Here is a 16,747-nt window from a genome sequence, read left to right on the forward strand (position 1 = left end):
CGCCACCGTCCCCGCACCCGCGCCGATCGGCACCTCCAGCACGTACGCACTGCCGCTCATGCCCGGCATCTCGTGCGTCTGGAGCACCCGCCGTGCGCGCGGACGATGCCGCTCACGATCGGCACATGCACCGGGTCGCCCCCGGCGAACGGCCCGCGCACCTCGATGCGCACGACGTCACCGCGCTGAGCGGCGGCGACGACGATGGGAATCCACATAGCCGCCACCCGGCACGAGCCGGGCCTTGCCGGTCGAATCGACACCGGCGACATCCGCCACGAGATGGGCGACGGCGGTCACCAGACGCCCGGCGTCGACCTCCGCTCGATCGGCGGAGCGTGCACCGCGAACTGCGCGCGGCCGGGCCCGATCAGCTCGACCGCAGCGTCGATACCGGCGGTGACGACCCCGTCGAGCAGCACCCGCGACTTGATCAGCTCTTCCGCGCCGCTGTCGAGGCGCTGGTAGCCGAGAACGTTGTCGATGAGCGTCGTCATGCGCGCATAACCGGCGGCCAGGTGGTGAAGGATCTGGTTCGCCTCGGGCCACAGCTGGCCGGCGGGGTCGGCGGCGAGCGCCGACAGTTCGCCGCGCAGTTCCTCCAGGGGCCCGCGCAGCGACTCGCCGAGCACGGCGGTGAGCTGGGCGTGCCGGGCGGTGAGGTCCGTCAGCCGCTCGGTCTGCTTCTCCAGCTCGGAGGCGTAACGCTCGGTGCGGTCGGCCAGCTCGGCGGCGTGCGCCTCCTTGAGGGCGGCGGTCTCGGCGGCGTGCCGTTCGGTGAGCTCGGCGACGGCGGCGGTGTGGTTCGCGGTCAGCTCGGCGATCTCGTCCTTGCGCCGCTTGTCCAGCTCCTCGTAGGGGCGACGGTCGGTGAACGTCATTACGGCGCCGACGAGCTGGTCACCGTCGCGGACGGGCGCGGTGGTCAGGTCGACCGGCACCTGTTCCCCGCTCTTGGCCCACAAAACCTGGCCGCGCACCCGATGCTTGCGCCCCGACTTGAGCGTGTCGGCGAGCGGCGACTCCTCGTACGGGAAGGGCTCGCCCTCCGCGCGCGAGTGCAGGATCAGCGGGTGCAGCTCCTTGCCGCCGAGATCGCTGGCCCGGAAGCCGAGGATCTGCGCGCGGCGGGGTTGACGAGGACGACGCGGCCGTCCGTGTCCGTGCCGACGACACCCTCGGCCGCGGCCCGCAGGATCATCTCGGTCTGGCGCTGCGAGCGGGCCAGCTCGGCCTCGGTGTCCACGGTGCCCGAGAGGCGCACGACGAGCATCAGCAGCTCGTCGCCCGTATAGCCGCCACCGCCGCCGTACGAGCCCTGGACGTCCTTGTACGCCGCCTGCCCGTCCTCCAGGCTGGCGCTCGTCACCTCGACGGGTACTCGTGGCCGTCGGTGCGCCGCGCGACCATGCGCGTGGGCTTGGTACGGCCGCGCTCGTCCGCAGCCTCCGGCCTGCGCATCGACCCGGGATCAGCTTGGAGTCGAACTCCGGCAGCAGATCGAGCAGCCCGCGACCGACGAGCGCGGTGCCCGGCGTCTCGAACATCTCGAGGCGATGGTGTTGGCGTTGACGACCGTACCGTTGCAGTTGACGAGCAGGAGCCCGTCCGGAAGGGCATCGATATGGCTGCGAGGCGAGCAGCGCTCGGATGGCCTGCTGCTCACGACGACGGTTCCTCCCTGATTACTGCACTTGCCGACAGCGGCCCATCTTGCCCCTCGGGCCCCGGGCTGTCACTGAAGGAGTCTAAAGGCAGGGGCGGGCGCGGGACTGCGGATGAGGGGAGCTCTCACCAAGGTGTGATGCACGGCTTGTACGGCTCCGACCCTCGTCGAACCCGTGCGGACCGGCCGCCGGGTCCGGGACGGTCACCTCACGTTCGGCAGAACCGGGCGGCGCCGTTCCATCGGGCGATCTCGCACCCGTTGGTCCGCGCGAACCGGGCGTCGATGCGGTGCCCGTGCCAGGTGCCGGTGACACGGGCGGTGCTTCCCCGCGTACTGCTGCGTACACATCGCGTTGCGGGAACGGGGCGAACGGGTTCCTGCCCTGCAGCCTCAGCTGCTCCAGCCGCTCGCAGGCCTGCGCCGCGGCCGGGTGGCTCCCGCCGGGCCGCACTCCAGCTCGTACGTCCCGTCCGCTTCGGGTTCCGGAGCCGGCCACGACCACGGTGAGCCGGGTGTCGTCGCCGGGGCCCTGCAGCAGCGGCAGCGACAGAGGCAGCGGCAGCGGCCCGCCGGGAGGCGGCGGGCGCGGCGGCGGACAGCGCGGCGAGGGACGCGACAGCGGTGAGGCGAGACGGCGCATCATTTGCGGACTCCTGTGGCGCTGAACCTGCGGGGGCGCGCCCGCCATGCCTAACGCGCCACTCGGCCCGGCGTTGCGCGCGGCAAACCGCTTTGCCCTCGCGGCCGACTCCCTAGTACCGTAGGCCGCGATTGGTGGCACAGCGTGTTGCTGTGTTCATCATCTGCATGCACCACTCGCGCTCGCGCGGATGTGCGCTGAGGCGTCGCCTAGTCCGGTCTATGGCGCCGCACTGCTAATGCGGTTTCGGGGTAACCCCTGATCGAGGGTTCATAATCCCTCCGCCTCCGCACCACCACCGAAGCCCCGTCCCCCAGGACCGGGCTTCGCCGTTCCCGGCATCTGCCCAGCTCAGGCAGGGTCCGGACAATGGATTTCGCGTCCGGCGCAGGTCATGTAATGTTGTTCTCGCAACGCCGACAGGGCAGAAAAAAAGCCCCGAAAGCACAAGCACTCGTAGCTTAACGGATAGAGCATCTGACTACGGATCAGAAGTTGCAGTTCGAATCCTGCCGAGTGCACAGCAGCCAGAGGCCCTGTGAGTGATCCACAGGGCCTCTGGCTTTTGTCTTGACGCAGTGTTTGACGGCAACCGCTTCGGGAGCCGATCAGACGGCTACGAGGGCACCGGCCGCGCCGTCGTCATCGTCCGGCCCGTTGCCGTCACCCCTCAGCGCGTCCCCGACGCGGTCGAAGCGGAGCGCTGGGAGTCAGCCGCACGAAGGTGTAGATGTCCATGGTCACGCGGATCGAGCTGTGGCCCAGAACCTCCATGATCATGCGGGCGTCGGCGCCTGTTCGTGGAGCAGGGACGCGCACGTGTGACGCAGGTCGTGGAAGCGGACCTTACGGACGCCGGCGCGGACGGACAGGGCCTCGAAGGACCGGTTCAGGTTGCGCGGCTCGATGGGAGTCCCGTTCTTCGTCGTGAAGACGAGCCCTTCCCCGTTCCCTTCCAGTTGTGGCCGCGCCTTCTGGTCGGCGATCTGCTGGACGCGCTGGGCACGGAGCGCGGTCACGCATTCGGCCGCAGTGCCACGCGCCGGGCCGAGCGCTGCGTCTTCGGCGCGACGATCAGCAGCTCGCCGCCCACACGCTGAAGAGCCTGCCGGACGGTCAGAACCCCGTCGAGAAGATCCACGTCCGACCAGCGCAGCCCCAGCAGCTCACCCCGCCGGAGCCCGATACGGACCGCCAGCTCGTACGCGGCCAGAGCCGGTTGTCCCGGGCCGCCGTCAGGAGCCGACGCCCTTCCGCAGCGGTGAGCGGTTCGATCTCGCGTTTGGTACCCATGCTCAGCTCCACGTTCCGGGCCACGTTGCGGGGCAGCTCGTCCTCCCGTACGGCGTGCTGGAGAGCCGCACGCAGGATCACCAGCAGGAAGCGGACGTCCGGTCCGAGGGGAGCTTCTTGCAGCACTTGCCGAGGGCGCAGCAGCGCCGCTTGTGCTCCGGCCGCTTCTTGTCCTTCCCCTGAGCGCAGCACTGGCAGGTCGCCGCCGTCTTCATGAGGAAGGCCCGGATGTCACGGGCGGTGAGCCGGACCAGCTTCTTCTTGCCGAACTCCGGGGTGACGTAGTTCCGGACGAGGGATTCGTAGTTGACGTAGGTCGTCGGGCGCACCTTGGTCTTGGCGACGCTCGCCAGCCAGTACGCCAGTACTCGGCGATCGTCATCTTGTTGGTGGCCACCGGAAGGCCGCTGAGCGAGTCGGCCTTGAGCTTGGTCAGCTTCTCGTGCGCCTCGTCCCAGGTCTTGCCGTAGACGCTGCGCCGCTTGTGCGTGCCGTCCGTCGTCAGGACGTACGCGCTGCCCTCCCAACGGCCGTCCTTGCGCGGGTAGATGGTGCCCTCGTTGTTGGCGTTCTTCTTCGGCTTGGCCATCAGGCGGCTTCCTGTTCGGTGCGGAGGGATACGTAGGCGGCAAGCGCGGCTTCGCTGATGCGGCGGCAGCGGCCGATCTTGAAGGAGGCGAGTTCGCGCGAGCGGATCAGGTCGTGGACCTTCCAGCGGCTGATGCCGAGACGCTCGGCGACCTGGTCCACGGTGAGTACGGCGGTCGTCATGCAGGCACCAGCCTTCGTGCTTGAGGCGTGCGGTGTGGCTATGTCGTGGCGGACATGGCGGCGAGGAGTTCTTCGCCGGGGCGGTAGCCGCTGGCGAGGTAGGTCCAGGAGGAGGTGGTGACGAGGGTGGTCTCGTCGGTGGCGGGTGGCCGGCGCGGGTGCGGGCGGCTTCGGCCTGGGCGAGGCGCCAGTCACGGCGTACGTCGCGCAGGGCGCCGAGGGTGGTGGAGTAGGCGCGGGACTTGCTGGAGAAGTGGCCGCGGAAGCCGAGCATGTGGGCCCACTTCCAGAGCTTGAGGTGGGCGAACTCCGGCAGGCCGCCGAGGTCCCAGGCGGTGCGGATCATCTGCCGTACGTGCTGCTGGATGGGCAGGGCCTTGATGGGTTCGGCTGTCCGGTGCCGTCGCAGTCGGCGCACACGTCGTGGAAGTCGTCGGGCCGCGCAGGTGGCCGCGTCCGGCGCAGGTGCGCACATGAGGGTGCGGTCCACGGTGCCGGTGCCTTCGGCGTTCTTGGTGGCGTACTTGGCGACGTATCCGGCTACGGCGGCGTCGGTGAGTTCGCCGTCGCCCAGGGCGGTGATGGGGTCGACCTTGTACCGGCGGCCCCAGGCGATGACGCGTTCGCCGATGGCGTCGGAGGCGATGGTGAGCCGGGCGCGTTCGACGGCCAGGCCCACGGCGGCGCTCAGGGCGTCGAAGGTGGCCCAGGGCGGGGGCGGCTGGTGTGGCCGTCGGGGCCGTCGAAGCGGATGACGGCGTGGAAGTGGACCAGGCCGCGCTTCTGGTACTCGGCGACCTTGGCGAAGGAGACCCGCAGGGCCGAGTTCAGGCCTTCTGCGTCGTGCCGAGGTGTTCGGCCAGGGCGCGGCGCAGGTAGGTGGTGAAGCGTGCCCAGAGCTGTCCGGCGTGGGCGTTCCAGAGCACGGCGCCGGTGTAGTCGTAGGTGGCCGGGTTCAGTGGGGTGCCGAGTTCGGGGGCGTCTTCGGCGTGGGTGTCGCCGCAGGCGCAGGGGCGGGTCTGTCCTGCGTTGGTGGTGGGCGGTTGTGGACGGGGCCGAAGGAGGGGCGGTGAGGGTGACGAAGGCGCGGGGTGGTCGCGGACGGTTTCGGCGACGTTCTTGCCGCCGGACAGTCCGGCCTTGATCAGGTGGTAGGTGTCGGCGGCGTAGAGGCGGGAGCAGGCGGGCAGCGGGAAGTACGGCGGTTGCCGCAGGTGGTCAGCAGGCGTCCGGAGGGTTCGTCTTCGGAACGGTAGGAGCGGACCACTTCCTTGGTGGCCGTGTCGGTTGTGACGGTGAAGCCGTGGAGGTTGATGGGGCTGGTGCAGCCGCGCAGGTCGCGGATCTGCTGCTGTACGCGGTCGAAGTCGTGGGTGTTGGCCAGCTCGATCAGGTCCCGCAGGCCGGGGCTGATGACGTGGCGCAGGTCGAGGGTGCGCATGAGTGGCGGGGTCTCCCTTCTGGCGCGAGGTGGACCTGCGGGCAGCAGTGATCAGCGCTCGGGCTGCTGCCCGCAGGCATGACGGGTCGGCCCAGGGCCGGGCGAGGGCGGGGTGGTGCCGGGAAGGCCGGCGGAGGGTGCGGAGCTACAGGGCGGTGTAGAGGGCGGTGGCCATAGGCAGGCCGATGCCGAGTCGCCTCTTGAGCTGGGCCGCCGTGATGGGTTCGCCGTGCTCGGCGTGGTGGGACGCGGCGATGGAACGTGCTTCGGCGAGTAGCGGTTCAGGCACGTTGACCGCAGGAGCCGCCGCGACGGGCGCAGGCGCGACGGGGGCCGGCGCGACGGGGGCCGGGGTGGTGACCGGCAGCACGACGGGGGCAGGGTCCGGCGCCACAAGCGGGGTGGGCGACGGGTCGGGTTCCGTCTCGGCCAAGGCCGGCGCAGGTGCGAAGGCCGGTTCCGCGTCGCCGACGGGAGCCGGGGCGGTCACCGGAGCCGGGGCCGGGGACATGGCCGGTGCGGTGACGGCGTGGAAGTGGCGCAGCAGCGCGGGGCCGACGGCACCCCAGCCGAGGAGGAGCAGCGGGGCCACGGCATCGACGCAGGCGCGGCCGTAGTGCCCGGCGATCACGGGTTCGGCGATGTTGAGGGCGAGGGTGAAGAAGCCGGAGGTGTGCATCAGCCTGTTCGCGCCCTTGAGGTCTTCGGCGGCCACGCCGTGCAGGGACAGGTACCGCAGGGCGACCAGGAGGCCGAGGACGGACAGGTCCACCATCGGCGCGATCAGGGGCGCGACCGGGTCGGGGACGCCCAGACGCAGGGCCAGGCTCCAGACGTTGCCGAAGGAGAAAACGAAGGCCAGCAGGGCGATGACCGCCATGACCACGGTCACGGTGCGCTGAGTGATCCGGTCTTCTGACATGAGGCAATTCACCTCCTTCCAGGGGGTGTTGGGGTCGTGGGGTCAGACCTTGGGGGTGAGGCCGGCCCGGCGGGCGACGTTCGGGCCGAGGTAGGTCTGAAGGACCTGGCGTTCGTGGGCGTTGGCGACGCGGTAGGCGGCGATGCCGATCCGCTCGGCGCGGTCGAGGTCCCCGGCGGTGATGGCCTTGCGCATGTGTCGGATGTAGATCCGCATCGAGGGCGCATGTCAGGCTGCCTGCGCCGGGGGCTCGGGGTCCTCCTTGGTGAGGTCCACGACCGTCCATCCGGTCAGGCCCTCCAGGAGCCGGGCCGGGTGGCGCACGAGGTGGGTGGTCCGCTCGGCGACACGGGCGGCGTCCTCGTCGGCGACGTAGGGGGTGCGGATGCGGACGAAGCCGGGACGGCCGTGCTGGGACATGACCGCCACGCCGACGTAGGCGGGATCCTGAAGGTTGACCGGGCTGGCGTCGGGCCACTCGCGGATGTCGTCGCCGAGCGCGGCGACGGCGGCGTCGGCGGTCTTCTGCGCGAAGGACAGCCCGACCGGGCACACGTCGCGGATGAAGGTGGGGATCGCGTCTCCGGTGGTCTTCTGCGTGGTCAGGAAGGTCAGGAAGCCGACCGAGCGGCCCTTTTTCACCAGGTCCTCCACCAGGCGGGCGTTCTCCGCCGCGAGCGCGGCCAGCTTCTTGGTGGCCGGGTCGGAGCCCTTGTAGTCGCGGAAGTAGGTGTGGGCCTCGTCGATGACGATGACGATGAGCGGCCAGTCCTCCGAGGGGCCGACGTGCCACATGTTCTTCACGCCCAGCACGCGGCGGATGGACGCGGAACGGGCGCGGCGCAGCTGCACCAGTTCCTTCAGCTTCTTGTTCGCCTCCTCCAAGTCGTCACCGCAGAACTCGAACGCCCGCTGCACGAGGTCGGCGTAGTCGCCCTCGTAGGCGTGGGAGACCTTGCCGTCGAAGAAGACGAACTGGATGGCCGGCGAAGGTGCCCAGTCACACACGAGCCGGTTCACGCACGAGGTCTTCCCGAATCCCGGCAGGCCGCCCATGGCCACCCCAGGGACCTCCTTCAGGGGCACGACCACGGGCAGGCCGTACTCGTCCACCCCCAGCTCCCACACCGCGCACTCCTCCGGCACGCGGCCGGTGGGCGCATGAACGGTCGGCACGATCAGCGGATCCACCCGCACCCCGCGCAACGTCACCTGCCCCGGCTTCTCCCCTGGCAACACGGACACGCGGGCCATACGCCAGGCGTCCGCCAGATAGGGAGCGGCCTTCTGGAACTCCGCCAGACCCACCTTCGGCAGGCAGGTCGCCTCCGCCATCACCCCGAAGGCGTCCGGGGTGACCTTCAGGGCCGGGACCAGGACTCGGGGCTTGGGTTCCTTGCCGTCCGCGGCCGCGAGCGAGGCCAGGGCGGTCGGCATCTTGTCCGTGACCGACAGCCCGCACATTCGCGCCAGCCGCTTCCAGCCCCAGCGGATCCGAATCGCCTGCCGGATGGACCGCCGGGTCATGGCATCGGCCCGCAGGTAGCGCACCACCCACCACACCGACCAGCCGCCCAGTACGGCCAGAGCCACGCCGACGACCAGGAGGCCATAGCCGAAGGCCCCTCCGGTCGGGTCGTTGTCCTTCATGTGTTGCTCTCCTGAGAGTTGTAGACGAAGGCCACCAGGGCCGTTTCGAGGGCGGCCCGGTCCTGGGCCGTCAGGCGGGGAAGGCCGTAGCCGACGAGCACACCGGCCACCGAGCTGATGAGGGAGTCACCGAGCCGGGCATCCGGCCCGGCGTGAGGCAGCGGGTAGCTGCACTCGACGCCGGGCCGGAAAGCAGTGCGGCTCACGCCGCCTCAGCGGCCGAAGCCGGACCGCCGACCAGGTCCAGGCGCTCCGCGCGGTAGGCGATGCCGTCCGAGAGCGAGCCGTTGAAGATCCGGGCCCACGGGGTGGCGAACAGCTCCACAGGCATGACCGGCACACCCGGCTTCAGCCCGTTGGGCAGACCGGTCTCCGGAACGGTGATCTTCATAGCCTCCGCACGCTCCTCCTCCATGAAGAAGAGGGTGATCGTGAACAGCTTCGCGCCGGTCTCACGGTCCACCGCGAACTGGGTCTTCTCGGCGTCCGCGTACTTCGGAACCGCCAGGTTGCCGGCCACGAACGACGAGGACGGGAGCAGGCCAACACGGATACGAGCCATGGGTGTTACGTCCCTTCGGTAGTGCTTCGCCGGGGTGGCGAAGCGAGATCAACAGTGCACTACCCGCCATCAGTGCGTCAAGCGCTTAGCGCACATCGCACCTGAGGTGGGGTGGGCCCGTCGGAAAATGGGAGGTGCAACAGGGTCTTACTGCGGTAGGCGGGCCAGGCCCGCTACCCTCGGGCTATGAAGCTGCCCAAGGATTCCGACACCCCGCCGTACCGTCTGGTCGCCGAGGAGCTGCGGCGGCAGATCCGGTCCGGCCGACTCAAGCCGGGAGAGCGGGTTCCTTCGTCTCGCGACCTAGAGGCGACGTACGAGATCGCCAACATGACCGCGCGTTCCGCCCTGCGCATCCTGCGCGACGAAGGACTCATCAACACCATGCCGGGCCGGGGCAATTTCGTCGCCGATCCCCTACCGGAGGCCGACCCGAAGGCCGGCACTCCCGAGGCGGCGAGCGGCGGGCAGATGCCCACGCCGGAATATGTCGAACTGTCCGAACGCCTGGATGCCATAAATGCCAGGCTGGACACCCTGTTCCAGGTCTTCGGGCAGCTCGGTGGCATCACCGAGGCGAAGAACCCGCCGAAGAAGTAGCGCGAGCGTTTTCGAGCATCCGGCGCGTCAGATCTTCGAGTCGCGCCACCTTGTCTTCGACTTCCTTGAGCTTCGCCGCTATCAGCTCTGCCTCGCGCTCGTTCATTTCCACCCGTTCGTTGTCGCGCCGTTGTTGCGTGTCGAGTTCAGCCAACCGCCGGGGGCTTGCCCGAAGGCTTGCCCAGCGATGATCCACCGGCGGATCAGGGCTTGCCCGTGCCGTAAGGCATGCCGTCACCGCGGTTGTTGAGCCAGGTCTACCGGCCGAACCGGACAGGTTCGAGAGCCATGGCCCAGCGCTCCCGCCGGGCGGGCAGAAACCTTCCTTCGCGTCCCGCCTCACGGGACGGCGCCCCTTCTGTGCGCTCATGCTGCTTGTCCTTCCAGTCGTCCGGGCAGTGCATCAAGGGTCTGGAGAAGCGCCGGTTTGACTAACCGGCGATCGTCGGCTATGTTCCGCCGCCCCGATTTCAGGGATCGCCTATAGAGGTCGGTTTTCCGGGGTGTGTGTGACCCTGATCAAATGTGACGCCGGTCACTTCCGCCCCCTTCCGCGCCTGACATCTTCGGACCCTCCGGCGTGCGCGACAGCGGATCATCGAGAGCGGACACCACCGCCGCGACGAGTCGCCCCCTGCACTTGGAACAGGTGCGGAAGAACCCCGTCGGTGTGACACCGCCCCCTCGTGACCTGGCTCACATATCGCCAGATAAGCCGTCGACTTTTCCACAGCCCCACCATGCAACGGTTCGCCTGTGGATACTTTTCTGCGATCCCGCGAACAGACCGTCATGAAACAGGCTGATCATGCGGTGAGTTGGGCGAGACATGGCAAAACAGCCCACTCCCTACCGGCCGGAGCCGCCGAAGGGGTGAGCTGTCCAAAGTTTCTTTACTGGATCAAGGCGGCCCGCTGACGCGGGCCGCGCGGCGCGGCGGCCCCAGGCCGCCGCCGGCTCCATGTCTCCGCCACCGCCCGCGACGGCCCCCGCCCGCTCGCGCCGCAAAAGCCCGAGAAGCGGGCAGCCAGACCCGTGAAGAACCCCGCCAGCCGCCCCACGACGAGCACGGCCAGCAGGAGCGGGATGCATGCCAAGTCCGCACCGGTCACCGCGGATTGCCGTTCATCCAGCCGTGCGCCGGGCAGCCGGCCCTTGCCCATTCGTCAGGCGAGGCCGGCGGCAGCGCTCAGGCCGGGACGGGGTCGAGGCCGTGACGGATTGGGGAAGCGTGGCTGGGGCCGGTGGGTGGTTGCTGGAGACACACGTGGCGGGTGATCGGTCGGCGCACCCGCCGTCGTGGCTGACTTTCTGTGGCTGAGGTCGCCAACGGCCCAAGTCAGATGGCCAGGGAAGGCGGGGCGACCGTTCGTGCGCGGTCGTAGAGGTCCTTCGCGGTCGTGTTCTTCAGGTGCGGCCGGAGGAGGCCGAACATGGTTCTGACGCGGTCGTCGGCTCGGCCGGACTGCACCATGGGGTAGTCGTCGAGCGCCTGGTGCCAGGTGTCGCAGGCCGCTTCCAGGTGGCCGACCTCCAGTTGCCGTTCGGCCAGCATGGCGCGGTGTCGGACGCGCGCGCGGCGGTAGACGCTGTAGCGCACCTTGTCGGACTGCTGCATGGCCTCGATGGCGCCGGAGACGTCGCCGAGTTCGTAACGAACCTGGCTGATGTGGTAGTTGAGCGACGCCGGGTCGTACGAGCCGAACGCCTTGCCGCGCGACTCGGCACGGTCCATGGCGGTCTCGGCCTCCCGGATGTACCGCAGCGCCCGAGTCCGATCGCCGGTCTGCGCGGCGGCGTGTGCTTGCTGGCCGGCGAGGAAGGCAAGCATGCGAGGCCCGGCCTTCGGGGAGGCCGCTGCTGCGGCGTCTGCCAGCTCCATGGCCTTTCCCCCGTGACGGAGATCGATCGCCTGGACGCTCATGCCGCGCAGAGTCGTGCAGTAGGTCAGGTGGTCCTCGGCGGCGCCCGCCAGTTCCAGTGCCTTGACGTAGTAGCGCTGCGCGAGGCCGTGCAGCCCCTCGTCCACGGCCATGTAGCCGGTCAGGTACAGCAGGTCCGAGGCCGCGGACAGCATGGCCTTCCGCACGTCGTCGGGGGCGTCGGCGCGCAGGTAGGACGCCACGGTGTTCACCATGAACGAGGCCGCCATGGGGCGCGCGTGGCGACCGCCGAACTGGTCGTCCAGTTCCGAGACGCGCTCGGTCATGGCGACGACCATGCCCACTTCGTTCATGCCGATCCGGCGGGCGCGGCCGGACTGGACCGCTTCGGCACGGCCGATGACATCCGGCCACCCGGGAATCGTGAGGGCGACAGAGAACAGGCCGGCCCCCAGGACACTGCGGCGCGATGGGTCCATGTCCTGCCTCCCGAGGTCGATCAGCCCCTCCACGGTATCCGCGGCTGTCGAGGAGGAGTGATCGCGGGGAACAGGCAGACCGGCCTCAGCGTGCGTCACGGGCCGCCCCAGACGCCGAGAGAGGGCTTCCAGGACACACACCCGCACGGCCCCGCGCGGCACGGTGCCGCCCAGCCAATGGCTCACCGCCGACTCGTCGTATCGCAGGGGCGTGCCCAGCTCGGTGCCCACGCGGTTCACCGCCCGCGCGAACTGGCGATAGGTCCAGCGACTCTCGGCGAGCAGGCGCCCGAGCGCCCCGTTCGGTTCACGCGTGGCCATGCCCTCAACTCCCCGTGCCCTTGCGAACTTTCAAGGCTTTGAAGTCCCGGCGCTGCTGCAACGGTACCGCTGTGCGTGGCCACGCGGTTGCGTAGAGGCAGCAGGGAACGGCGAGACCTCGCCGCAGCCATCGTCTGAGGGACTGAGGGATGAAAAGCGAAGCGCGGGCCCGACTGGCCCAGTTGACCGAAGAGCGGGGCGCGGACGGGGTGCTGAGGATCGACACCTACGAGGGCGCGGACCCGCCGCCGGGCTCGAACCTGTTCCCGCCGTGTGAGTGCCCGCAGCACAGCCGTCCCGAGCCTCAGGACGCCGCGGCCGAGATGAGCGCCGCCGTGCGCAGGGCGAACGAGCGCAGTCGCGGAGAGCGTCTGTGAGGCGGTTAGTCGCAGTCGTCGGCCGTTACGCCGGACTGCTGCTGATCATCACCATCTCTGCATCGAGCGGCTTCGTCCTGGGAGTGGCCGCCGCCTCCACCCCCACCTGACTTCTCCCTGCCACATACAACCCCACGTGTGGCGAGGGAGGGCCTACCGCCGGAAGCGGTGGGTACCCGTCCGGCCGCCTTCTTCGTAAGGGCCGGCAGCCGGACGGGATCAACTCCGCAGCATCAGCCGCGGGGTCCGTTTCAACCGTAAGAGGAGAACACGATGAACGTGGACGAGCTGTTCACCGGCGACCTGATCACCGGCGTCCCGGCCGTCGAGGCCACGCTGCTCGACAAGATGCCCGGCGGTGGCGACAACAACGGCGACCACTGCTCCAAGTGATCCAGGGCTGGCGCCAGGCGGGGCGGGGTCGTTCGCGGCCCCGCCCCGCCGCATGACTTCGGAAAGGGACGACATGCTGTCGATGCGTCTGCGCCTGGCCGATCTCCAGGAGCCCCGATGGAGGCCGGAAGGAGGTCGCTGGGTCAACGGCGAAAGCTGGATCGAGCCCGCGAACGTGTCCACGCTGGTCATGGAGGCCCGCGACGACCAGGCGCCATATGTGCGGATGAGGGTGAAGGAGTGCAAGCGGGGCGAGGCCGACTTCGTCGAGGTCGTCATGACGGCCGGGGAAGTCCGTCTCACGGCGGGCGTCTTCGGCACGGCTCCGCTGTATCTGATGGAGAAGTCCGGCGAGCTGTACGCGTCATGGGACGTGGCAGCACTGGGGCCGCATCTATCGGCTGACCGCCTGGCGCCGCGTGTCGTGGCGCGGACGCTGACCAGGCAGCATCGCTACACCTCCGAGACGTTGTTCGAGGGCGTCTACCGCCTCACTGAGCGGGCGTCCGCCACGTTCACCGCCGCCGGACTCGGCATCCACTACCCGGAGCCCGCCGAACACGTCCTGTCGCCGCGCACGCTGCGTCCCGGTGTCGATCCACTCGCCATGCTCGACGAGTTGCTGACCGACGTGATCCGCGAAGCGCCGAGCGCTACGGGGTGCGTGGGCGTCGAACTGTCGGGCGGCGCGGACTCCGGGAACGTCGCCCTGGCCGTGAAGGCAGCGCGCTTCGCGCAGGTGCACAGCTTCGGCTTACTGGTCGGGGGAAGCATCGGCAGGCAGCAGCGCGAGCGCCGCCAGGCGTACGCGGATCACTGCAGCTTCCGAGACGTGGCCATTCCCGCCGTGCAGCACCCGCCGTTCTGCCCCGGTGGCGTGCGCGCTCTGCGCCGACCACATGATCCGGCGGGGGCGTTCTACCAGGAAGCCTTCGACGTCGTACGCGAGCAGGCCGCCGCTCGACGGTGCGAGGTGATGTTCACCGGCAGTGGAGGGGACGAGGTGAACGCCCACCACTCCAGGACGGATGCGGAACTGCCGACGCCGGAACCCGTTCCGTGGCTCGGGCCGAAGGCGGTTCGGGCCCTGGCCGAGGTGAACGAGCACCTGGCGCCCATTCCCGTCCTGCCGGTGCCGACCCTGATGGCGTTCGGGATGCACAATCCCGGCTTTCTGCGGGCCGGCGTCTGGCCGGTGAGCCCGCTCGTGCACCCGCGGATCGTCCGGTTCATGGAGCAGCTGCCGCACGAGTACAAGCGAGGCAAGGCGCTGTTCCGTGAGCGGATCAGGCGGGCGGGACTGCCGGACTCGGTGGCGTCGCCGGCCGAACCGGAGAACTTCCTGGCCGTCCTGGAGAAGGGGCTGCGCTCCTACGGCTTGCCCGTACTGGACGACATGCTGAAGGAGTCCGTCCTGGTCGATCTCGGCTACGTTGACGGCAAGGCACTCGCTCAGGCCCGCAAGGACGCCGACGCCGCTCCGACCGTCCCCGATCTGCTGTGCGATGTCCTCGCGCTTGAGGTCGGACTGCGGAGCCTGATGTGACCGGCTACGACACGGAAGCGGAACCAGTGGAAGCGACGAACCTCCTCTACCGGGACCCGGCCCTGTACGACGTGATCCAGTCCGACAGCACCGGTGCCGGGATGTGTCAGACCCTGATCGAGACGCACCGGCCGGACGCCCGGACGCTGGTCGACTTCGGATGCGGCACCGGAAGGGATCTGGAGATCCTGGCCAAGCGCTTCGAGTGCATCGGCTTGGACCTTCAGCCCGGCATGGTCGACTACGCCCGCCAGGCCCGGCCGGAGCTGGACATCCGCATCGGAGACATGCGCACCGCGCGACTCCGGCGGTGCATGGACGTGGTGACCTGCATGGGCAACACCCTCGCCTACGTCCACGACAACAACGAGATCACCCAGGTCTTCGCTACGTTCGCAGCCCACGCCAGACAAGGCAGCCTGCTCATCCTGTGCTCCCCCGTCGCACCCATCACGGGGACCGAACTGATGACCGCCACGGTCGACACCCCGAGCGGCCCGGCGACCGTCACGATCCGCCACGAGTGGGACCTGCGAACGCAGATCAACACCATGCGCCGGCACTGGGCACTCCCCTCAGGGGACGAGGCCCAGGACGAGATCCGCAGACGCGTCATCTTCCCGCGCGAACTCGAACAGTACGCGCAGCGCGTCGGCTTCGGGATCCTGGACATGACCGACAGCTCCAGAGGCAGCACCCTCACCGGTCCGACCGCGTACACGGTGGCCCGGTACACCTGACAGCCAGGGTGCCGCTGGGCCAGGTGTGGACCGACAGAGGTCGTGAGGGCTCTCAGGGCAGGGAACGAGCAGGTCAGGAGCGCCGGACTGCCAAGCGTTCCCCACGCGCGCGACACTCATCCCGCGCATGTACCGCCTCCTGATGCGAGAAGATCCCACGCCCCGAGTGAGGAGTGCGAGTCTGTGAGCATGGACCTCGAAGAACTACTGCGCGCCATGGACCGTACGGCGGCCAACCTGAGAAAAATGGACAGCGTGTGGGAGCGTGCAAAGCCGTTCATCCCATCCGGCCCGCAACGCGGCTCAGATGTCCAGTACGACGCCCTTCGGGCGGCCTGGGCGGATTTGCTCCCCGGGCTCCCGCGAATTGATGGCTGGACCATCACTGAGCCGCTCCCGGACATCGACGAAATGGGCCAAGCCTTCATCGACTACCTCGACATCGGCGAGCACCCCACCGCCGTACATGCTGCCGGGGAGAAGCCCGGAGCGGATCTCGCCGCCTATCGATACCGCCTGGACCGGGCTCGCCGACGTGCGGCACGGAGTCGACTGGAGCAACTCGTCTCGACAGTCGACGCAGCGCTCCCCCTCGCTTTGGGAGACACAGCGCGAGACGCCGTTGAACGCCTGGAAAACGAACAGACCGAAGAGGTCGAGACTGCGATCGGGGAAATCGCAAGGCTCCTGGGCGAAGACGCCGAAAGCATTGATCGCTGGTGGGATCTGCAGCGGCACATGCGCTTCAGCCAGGGGCACGACTGGCAGGACATCGTTGAATTCGACTGGCCAGCTGTACGTGCCGGCATCGAGGCCAAGTCTCTCGGCGACAGCGATCCGCTACCGGTCCCGGACATCGATCTCGGACAGGCGGCGTCGGGCAACCTCACAGGGGCGGCCACGTTGGCGCTTCGTTGGGAGTTGCTGAACGACGACGGGTTCGAACGGCTCCTCTACGATCTACTGCGAGACATCCCGGAGCACCAGAACGTCGAGTGGCTGATGCAAACCCGTGCCCCCGACCGAGGGCGTGACCTTTCCATGGACCGGGTTCTTCGAGACGGTTCCGGTGGCGTCCGCACCGAGCGTGTCATCGTTCAGGCCAAGCACTGGCGCAGCCGCTCGGTCAACGCGGCCGCCGTTAGCGAGACGGCAACGGCAGGAAAGCTATGGGGACCCCCGCTCGTGCGAGGGATTGTCATCGCTACCAGCGGCAGATTTACTGCTGATGCGGTGTCCTGGGCGGAGCGGCACAACTCGGAGGGCACCGCGCCCTACATCGAACTCTGGCCTGACAGCAGACTGGAGACCCTCCTCGCGCAGCGACCACACATCGCGGCTGCGCACGGCCTCAAATAGGTGCACGGCGCGCTGACGGCAGCCCTGACGGCAACGACGGCACACAAGGGCCATTGATCACGACCATCAGCGGTCAGTTGGGAGGAGGGCGGAGCCCTCGC

17 protein-coding genes, 2 tRNA genes and 3 pseudogenes are annotated in these 16,747 nt (G+C 69.0%); 7 read left to right on the top strand and 15 right to left on the bottom strand.

Translation table 11 applies throughout. The features are described from left to right. Positions 1-1,666 (bottom strand): annotated as a pseudogene (locus tag DNK56_RS18030) (PAS domain-containing protein); the annotation flags it as partial. 204 nt (positions 1,667-1,870) lie between these two features. Beyond that, positions 1,871-2,312 (bottom strand): annotated as a pseudogene (locus tag DNK56_RS36040) (SSI family serine proteinase inhibitor). A gap of 196 nt (positions 2,313-2,508) precedes the next feature. On the opposite strand from DNK56_RS36040, the gene DNK56_RS18040 reads away from it, so the two are divergent. Then, positions 2,509-2,599: transfer RNA gene (locus DNK56_RS18040), tRNA-Ser, on the top strand. 160 nt (positions 2,600-2,759) lie between these two features. Further along, positions 2,760-2,830: transfer RNA gene (locus tag DNK56_RS18045), tRNA-Arg, on the top strand. Positions 2,831-3,085: 255 nt separating this feature from the next. Here the strand turns inward: DNK56_RS18045 and DNK56_RS36045 are convergent. The 11 genes and pseudogenes from DNK56_RS36045 to DNK56_RS18080 form a co-directional block, all read right to left on the bottom strand. Then, complete coding sequence (locus DNK56_RS36045) at positions 3,086-3,328, bottom strand: tyrosine-type recombinase/integrase (RefSeq protein WP_241989977.1); 243 nt, start codon at positions 3,326-3,328, stop codon at positions 3,086-3,088. After that, positions 3,325-3,450: a hypothetical protein gene (locus tag DNK56_RS36470; protein ID WP_274578644.1), complete on the bottom strand. Its 126-nt coding sequence runs from the start codon at positions 3,448-3,450 to the stop codon at positions 3,325-3,327. Before DNK56_RS36470 ends, DNK56_RS36045 begins: the two co-directional genes overlap by 4 nt. Further along, positions 3,426-3,683, bottom strand: a complete 258-nt coding sequence (locus DNK56_RS36050) for a hypothetical protein (protein ID WP_241989978.1) — start codon at positions 3,681-3,683, stop codon at positions 3,426-3,428. Before DNK56_RS36050 ends, DNK56_RS36470 begins: the two co-directional genes overlap by 25 nt. Continuing rightward, positions 3,680-3,931, bottom strand: a complete 252-nt coding sequence (locus DNK56_RS36055) for an N-terminal phage integrase SAM-like domain-containing protein (protein ID WP_241989979.1) — start codon at positions 3,929-3,931, stop codon at positions 3,680-3,682. Before DNK56_RS36055 ends, DNK56_RS36050 begins: the two co-directional genes overlap by 4 nt. Before the next feature lie 259 nt (positions 3,932-4,190). Beyond that, entirely contained in the window at positions 4,191-4,373 is a 183-nt protein-coding gene (locus DNK56_RS18055; RefSeq protein ID WP_111329475.1) for a helix-turn-helix domain-containing protein, read from the bottom strand. Between the two features lie 214 nt (positions 4,374-4,587). Further along, positions 4,588-5,814: pseudogene (locus DNK56_RS36785) on the bottom strand (replication initiator); the annotation flags it as partial. Between the two features lie 145 nt (positions 5,815-5,959). Further along, positions 5,960-6,736: a DUF2637 domain-containing protein gene (locus DNK56_RS18065; RefSeq protein WP_111329469.1), complete on the bottom strand. Its 777-nt coding sequence runs from the start codon at positions 6,734-6,736 to the stop codon at positions 5,960-5,962. Positions 6,737-6,778: 42 nt separating this feature from the next. Next, the gene (locus DNK56_RS35015) at positions 6,779-6,931 is read right to left on the bottom strand and encodes a hypothetical protein (RefSeq protein WP_158558500.1); all 153 of its coding nucleotides are present in this window, start codon (positions 6,929-6,931) and stop codon (positions 6,779-6,781) included. Positions 6,932-6,964: 33 nt separating this feature from the next. Beyond that, positions 6,965-8,386: a cell division protein FtsK gene (locus DNK56_RS18070; RefSeq protein WP_111329464.1), complete on the bottom strand. Its 1,422-nt coding sequence runs from the start codon at positions 8,384-8,386 to the stop codon at positions 6,965-6,967. Then, positions 8,383-8,592, bottom strand: coding sequence for a hypothetical protein (locus tag DNK56_RS18075; protein ID WP_111329461.1), 210 nt, complete (start codon positions 8,590-8,592; stop codon positions 8,383-8,385). The genes DNK56_RS18070 and DNK56_RS18075 overlap by 4 nt, the downstream gene beginning before the upstream one ends. Next, the gene (locus DNK56_RS18080) at positions 8,589-8,948 is read right to left on the bottom strand and encodes a hypothetical protein (RefSeq protein ID WP_111329459.1); all 360 of its coding nucleotides are present in this window, start codon (positions 8,946-8,948) and stop codon (positions 8,589-8,591) included. The genes DNK56_RS18075 and DNK56_RS18080 overlap by 4 nt, the downstream gene beginning before the upstream one ends. 186 nt (positions 8,949-9,134) lie before the next feature. Here DNK56_RS18080 and DNK56_RS18085 point away from each other — a divergent pair, with 186 nt between their 5' ends. Next, complete coding sequence (locus DNK56_RS18085; RefSeq protein WP_111329456.1) at positions 9,135-9,548, top strand: GntR family transcriptional regulator; 414 nt, start codon at positions 9,135-9,137, stop codon at positions 9,546-9,548. Here the strand turns inward: DNK56_RS18085 and DNK56_RS34740 are convergent. Both DNK56_RS34740 and DNK56_RS18095 read right to left on the bottom strand, forming a co-directional pair. After that, the gene (locus tag DNK56_RS34740; RefSeq protein ID WP_146610455.1) at positions 9,517-9,702 is read right to left on the bottom strand and encodes a hypothetical protein; all 186 of its coding nucleotides are present in this window, start codon (positions 9,700-9,702) and stop codon (positions 9,517-9,519) included. The two genes, DNK56_RS18085 and DNK56_RS34740, sit on opposite strands and share 32 nt — an antisense overlap. A gap of 1,185 nt (positions 9,703-10,887) precedes the next feature. Further along, a complete protein-coding gene (locus DNK56_RS18095; protein ID WP_241989703.1) occupies positions 10,888-12,231 on the bottom strand; it encodes a tetratricopeptide repeat protein in 1,344 nt (447 codons plus the stop codon). Positions 12,232-12,380: 149 nt separating this feature from the next. On the opposite strand from DNK56_RS18095, the gene DNK56_RS18100 reads away from it, so the two are divergent. The 4 genes from DNK56_RS18100 (at position 12,381) to DNK56_RS18115 (ending at position 16,646) form a co-directional block, all read left to right on the top strand. Then, entirely contained in the window at positions 12,381-12,608 is a 228-nt protein-coding gene (locus DNK56_RS18100) for a hypothetical protein (protein WP_111329451.1), read from the top strand. A 445-nt stretch (positions 12,609-13,053) separates the two neighbouring features. Then, positions 13,054-14,547 (top strand): asparagine synthase-related protein, encoded by a 1,494-nt coding sequence (locus DNK56_RS18105; RefSeq protein WP_241989702.1) that lies wholly within the window; start codon positions 13,054-13,056, stop codon positions 14,545-14,547. Further along, positions 14,544-15,287: a class I SAM-dependent methyltransferase gene (locus DNK56_RS18110; RefSeq protein WP_241989701.1), complete on the top strand. Its 744-nt coding sequence runs from the start codon at positions 14,544-14,546 to the stop codon at positions 15,285-15,287. The genes DNK56_RS18105 and DNK56_RS18110 overlap by 4 nt, the downstream gene beginning before the upstream one ends. Positions 15,288-15,476: 189 nt before the next feature. Next, a complete protein-coding gene (locus DNK56_RS18115; protein WP_199563670.1) occupies positions 15,477-16,646 on the top strand; it encodes a restriction endonuclease in 1,170 nt (389 codons plus the stop codon). Positions 16,647-16,747 lie beyond the last annotated feature (101 nt).

It is taken from the genome of Streptomyces sp. AC1-42W, assembly GCF_003248355.1.
Lineage (GTDB): Bacteria > Actinomycetota > Actinomycetes > Streptomycetales > Streptomycetaceae > Streptomyces.